1 protein-coding gene is annotated in these 433 nt (G+C 36.5%); it reads left to right on the forward strand.

The window, feature by feature from the left end; all coding sequences use genetic code 11:
- Positions 1–95 precede the first annotated feature (95 nt).
- Positions 96–305, forward strand: a complete 210-nt coding sequence (locus tag CWC28_RS21150; RefSeq protein WP_105174941.1) for a hypothetical protein — start codon at positions 96–98, stop codon at positions 303–305.
- Positions 306–433: the final 128 nt, after the last annotated feature.

Consider the following 433-nt stretch of genomic DNA (forward strand, 5'->3'; position numbering starts at 1 on the left):
ATCATTTTCTGACGCCATGTGCGAGGTAGTGGCAAAAAGCAAAAGCCCATGTGTATGTAAATAACCTAGATCAGTAAGTATAAAGCTGGAAGAAAATGATTATTGAAATTACGAAGTGGTCCACGGGTTTTAGAAAAATATCTTTTAATAAGGTATTGCGTCGAGAGTTGAAAATGACGATTGCAGAGGCAAAGACCACTGTGAATGAAATTCTTGTGGGAAATATTGTAAGGCTGCCATACACAAAAGAGTTGGAACTCGAGATTAAGAAAGCAGAATTATCTTACGACCTTATTGATGATTAAAAATTAAGAGGATTCTACCTTAGTTTGAATCCAAATATATTCTTAGTGGAATCTGGGGTTGTTTTCAAAAACAGTGACTCAAAGAAGAAACACGATGTCTTTTATTTGCGCCTAGCACCTAGCACCCA

It is taken from the genome of Pseudoalteromonas sp. S4492 (assembly GCF_005886115.1).
GTDB lineage: Bacteria > Pseudomonadota > Gammaproteobacteria > Enterobacterales > Alteromonadaceae > Pseudoalteromonas > Pseudoalteromonas gelatinilytica.